This is a genomic window from Brevundimonas sp. TWP3-1-2b1 (assembly GCF_049896165.1).
In the GTDB taxonomy this organism is placed as follows: Bacteria; Pseudomonadota; Alphaproteobacteria; order Caulobacterales; family Caulobacteraceae; genus Brevundimonas; species Brevundimonas subvibrioides_B.
Map to the genome: position 1 here is coordinate 1 of NZ_JAFCTT010000030.1, position 4210 is coordinate 4210.

Consider the following 4210-nt stretch of genomic DNA (forward strand, 5'->3'; position numbering starts at 1 on the left):
GGACTTCGAGGCCACCATCGCCTCGGCCACCGCCTGGGTCTTCGTCGCCCATATCCGCCTGCTCACCCGCAGACTGGCAAGAGCCTGATATCCATCAGAATCATTATGAGTCAGACTCTGAGCCAGTGCCGGGGTCGATGCCAAGACCGCGGACGCCGCCAGAACCGGAAGCAGGGCTTTCCTGATCATTGCGGTGTTCATTGCAGTTTCCTTTCTAGTCCGGGGCCATCCCGGTCGAGGGAGACACAACACCACGCCTGGCCTGACCGTAGTCTGAGAGGTCTGTTGTCCTACAGTCAGGAATCGGCGCTATGGCTGAAGTTGGTTTGTCAGGCTCAAACCGGGCGCGCCTAGGCCAAGACGGCGACCATCAACGCGACCAATATCCATTCTGGGTGCGGGCGGCGGCTATCGCGCCAGACAGCAACAGTTGAGCGTTTGTTGCTAGGACGATTTCAGGCGTATCAAGACTATTCTTTCCAACCGGAGGCACTCATGGCTGACATCGATCTATCGGCACTATTGGCCATGACCACGGGCATCGTAGCTAACTTCGTGGCCAACAACCGGGTGAGCCCGGATGAACTGCCCGGGTTGGTCACGATGGTGCACGGATCGCTCAGCCGCCTCGGTGGCGATGCAGAGCCGGAGGAAACGGAAGCACCGGCGCGACTGACGCCCGCCGCGATCCGGAAACTCATCCAACCCGACGGCATCGTCAGCCTGATCGACGGACGGAAGTTCAAGTCGATGAAGCGACATCTCTCGCTCCAGGGCTTCACCCCGGACAGCTATCGGGAGCATTTTTCCCTGCCAAAGGACTTCCCCATGGTGAGCCCTGAATATGCGGCTCAACGGTCGGCGTTGGCCAAGTCGATGGGTTTGGGAATGGGCGGGCGTCAGCCGAAGAAGGCTGAGGTCGCGGCGAAACCGGCGCGGAAACCGAGGGCTCCAAAGTCGTGACGACGTCTAAATCGCGTTGACCGCTGGAGGACGCTTCGCGCTCTTCTCCGTCGTGTTGACTGAGTTGGCGAACGTCCGTTTTTCGGCCTGATGTCAAAGACGCATGTCGACCCATAGCGGCGGTTAGAAATGTCCGCTCCCGGCAAGGATCGCCTCGATGTGAGGTGCCGGCATCGACCCGACCGGCTTTGGGAGAACAATCTGGCGGAGAACTCCCGTCTGCCGATCAGACGACAGAAGCGACACCAGCAGCGGCACAGATTCAAAGCCTCAGCCCAGAAATTCCTCACCACCTATGCAGCGATCTATAACATCTTCGGCATCCAACGGCATCTCGTCAGCAGACCGACCCCCGGCTACTCCGAGCCGAAGCGGCGGCCGTTCGAGCGGTAGCCGTTGCCTGATTTCAGGCAGGTTAGAGCGGCTTTCAACTTGTCGCGGTCAACCTGTCAGCATTGCAAAGTTGCCCTGACAGAACCACCCCTTTCCCGCAGTCAGAGAGCACCGCGAACAGAGATGGCAGATGGATCGGTTTGGTCAGAACGCCATCGGCACCGGCCGCCATGTACAGACTGACGTCGTCGGCAAATGCGTTTGCTGTCAGCATAAAGATGGCGGCGCCCGGCGCGAGATCGCCCGAGCGAATTCGTCTCACCGCTTCCACTCCGTCCATCACCGGCATGTTGGCGTCCATCAGCACCAAGTCGAAGCGGGCGGTGGCCAGGGCATTCAGCGCCTGCTGCCCATCCTCGGCGAACGTGAGTTCGACATTGGCCGGGGCCAGGAGCAGCTGCAAGACCCGACGATTCGCCGGGTTGTCCTCTGCCGCAAGCACCCGAAGCCCGCCCTGAATCTCGCCTGGCTCCTCAGGCTCCTCCAGACGGTCTTGCGTGCTCGTATGGACAGGACATTGAAACCAGAACCGGCTCCGGCCTGTCTCGGTAAGGTCGGTGCCGATCTCGCCGCCGAGCAAGTGGACATTGCCGGTGCAGATGGACAGACCCAGCCCGGTGCCCCCGGCCTGACGGCCTGTTTCAGTCTGTTCGAAGGGTTGGAATATCCGCTCACGGTCACAGTCGGCTACGCCGGGGCCGCCATCAATAACCTCGATTCGAAGCGAGCCTTCTTCAGAGGCCGCACGGATGACAACCCTTTCGCCTTGGGGCGTGAATTTGATGGCGTTGGCGACCAGGTTGACGACGGTCTGCTCGATGCGACCCTCGTCGGACCGGAGCAGACGACAGCCAAGCCCGGTCGTGTCCAGTGAAAGGTCGATCCCCTGCTCGTGCGCATAGGGTGTCCAGATCCTGACGATAGCCTCGACCATGGTTCCCGGATCGAAGTCCGAAAGGTGAGCCGTCACCTCGTTGGCTTCAATCTTGGACATGTCGAGAACAGCGTTCAGGAGCCTCAGCAGCATCTCGCCGGAGGCCAGCACCCCGTCGACCAGTTCGTGCTGCTCCGACGTCAGGGGTTCACGCTTGAGCGTTTGAGTCAGGCCGAGGACAGCATTCAGGGGTGTGCGGACCTCGTGGCTGGTGACGGCGAGAAAGGCCGACTTTGCCCTGCTGGCTTGCTCGGCCGCTTTGTGCTCGGCTTCCAGCGCGGCCTTGTCGACGGCCGCGCGGTCGCTGTTACGCTTGCGCTCGACCACCCGACCCAGCTGCGCACCGATCTGCTCGACCGTCCGCATCAGCTCTTCATCGGGTTCCCTTGGCCAGCCTTGAAAAAACTCCAGAACAGCCCCGACCTCGGTGCCGATCAGGGCGGGGAAGGCAAAGGCGGCACGGAGTCCGCATTCCCGAGCGACACGCTTGCGTTGAAAGTGGTCGTCCAGGGTGATGTCCGGAATCCAGACGGCCTGTCGTTTCTGCAGCACCCGTCCTGGCAAGCTCAGGCCGGGGCCAAAAGTCATCGATTCAGTAACCCGGCGGAAGGCCTTGGCTTCGATGCTTGCGTCCGAAGACCAGACCCCGGACGAGATCAGCTCGACGGTCTCGGACTGACTTTCGGCGAAGATCCAGACATGACCGGTAGCCCAACCGGTGTAGTTGCAAATCTCGTCCAGAGCGACATGGAAGGCGTCTGACGGATCATCGAGCAGGTTCGCGGCGCTGGCTATGGTCTCGACCAGCTTCAGGCGTTGCTTCTGGATAAACAAATCCCGCGTGCCCTGCTCTGCGATGCGCTCGGCCATCAGACGGGCTTCCCGTTCACGCGCCAGGCGGCGCTCCAGTCGGTAGATCTGGTCGCGAGGGTCGTCGGACGGGGCGGGGACGGTGATCACGCAGCTTCGACTTCGTCCAGCGTTTCGGAAGACCAGGAGATGGCAAAGGTGCAGTGCGGTGCGCCATGAGACGTGCACGTGACATGTTCGAAGGTTACGGCTTCGCCGTACCAGACGGCTGTACCTTCAACGAACCCTTGGGCCAGCGCACACATGTTACGCGTGGAGAGATAGTCCATGACCAGTTCGCCCGAGCTGTTCGAGCGCATGTTGAAGTGCGGGCATGCCGCGCCGGGGTAGAGTTTGCGCACCTCCGTATGGATCTGGCTGTTGATCCCTTCGACGAAGGTGCGAGCGTCAGGCGCGGCCGAGAAGAAGTCGGGATAGATGTCCGCCATCAGGGGAATGGCTTTCTGTCCGAACCAGCGCAGGACCTGATCCCGGTCCAGGTCGAGTGCCTGTCCCGCTGCAGAGACCAGTGCTTCCATGTCTGAATCGGGATAGCTGCCGAGGGAGGTATAGGTCCCGCTGACCCCGGCGGCGTCTATGAGCGCGTCCCAAGTGTCGTCTCCGAAGGCGCGTAATACGGCGCCCTCGAGAAGGTTGAAAACCACACCCTTCATTACAATCCCCCGCTGATATCGAGCGAACGATAGTTGTGGAAAAAGAAAGAATCATAAACGGCCAACAAAAGTCTGAGGTGAACAAGACAACCGCGACGCGTTCGAACGGCCGGGAAGACCTTCCGGCCCCGAAAAGGGTACGCTTCAATGTCGTGCTTCTGGCGCTCAGCCGATGACGGCTTCTGGCGCTGAGCCGCCCCCGGTCCCGTGCCAGGCGTAGGTCCGCTGTCCACCCCCAACGGCGGTTCGGAAGGTCTGCTGTCGGCCCTTGGGGTTCAAGGTCCGGTTTCGGGCCCGATGCCAATGTCGTGGTCCGACCCGTTGCGGACGTCCGGGACGTCCTGTTTCTGGCAAGGAGAGCAGGCGCAAACGAGGAGGGCTGGCAGCAACGGCCTCG

General features: G+C 61.3%; 4 protein-coding genes. 1 reads left to right on the top strand and 3 read right to left on the bottom strand.

Going from position 1 to position 4210, the window contains the following annotated elements:
• On the bottom strand, positions 1-201 hold a 201-nt coding region (locus tag ACP7AB_RS16715; RefSeq protein WP_426046196.1), incomplete at its 3' end, for a hypothetical protein.
• 294 nt (positions 202-495) lie between these two features.
• Here ACP7AB_RS16715 and ACP7AB_RS16720 point away from each other — a divergent pair.
• Positions 496-963 (top strand): MucR family transcriptional regulator, encoded by a 468-nt coding sequence (locus tag ACP7AB_RS16720; protein WP_426046197.1) that lies wholly within the window; start codon positions 496-498, stop codon positions 961-963.
• Positions 964-1390: 427 nt separating this feature from the next.
• Here the strand turns inward: ACP7AB_RS16720 and ACP7AB_RS16725 are convergent, their stop codons facing one another.
• Both ACP7AB_RS16725 and ACP7AB_RS16730 read right to left on the bottom strand, forming a co-directional pair.
• Positions 1391-3250 (bottom strand): response regulator, encoded by a 1860-nt coding sequence (locus tag ACP7AB_RS16725; protein ID WP_425993142.1) that lies wholly within the window; start codon positions 3248-3250, stop codon positions 1391-1393.
• The gene (locus tag ACP7AB_RS16730; RefSeq protein ID WP_425993140.1) at positions 3247-3813 is read right to left on the bottom strand and encodes a heme NO-binding domain-containing protein; all 567 of its coding nucleotides are present in this window, start codon (positions 3811-3813) and stop codon (positions 3247-3249) included. The genes ACP7AB_RS16725 and ACP7AB_RS16730 overlap by 4 nt, the downstream gene beginning before the upstream one ends.
• Positions 3814-4210 lie beyond the last annotated feature (397 nt).

Excerpts from the sequence above, each read along its gene's own strand:
- ACP7AB_RS16730 (WP_425993140.1), bottom strand. The coding sequence starts at position 3,813 with ATGAAGGGTGTGGTTTTCAACCTTCTCGAGGGCGCCGTATTACGCGCC.
- ACP7AB_RS16720 (WP_426046197.1), top strand. The coding sequence starts at position 496 with ATGGCTGACATCGATCTATCGGCACTATTGGCCATGACCACGGGCATC.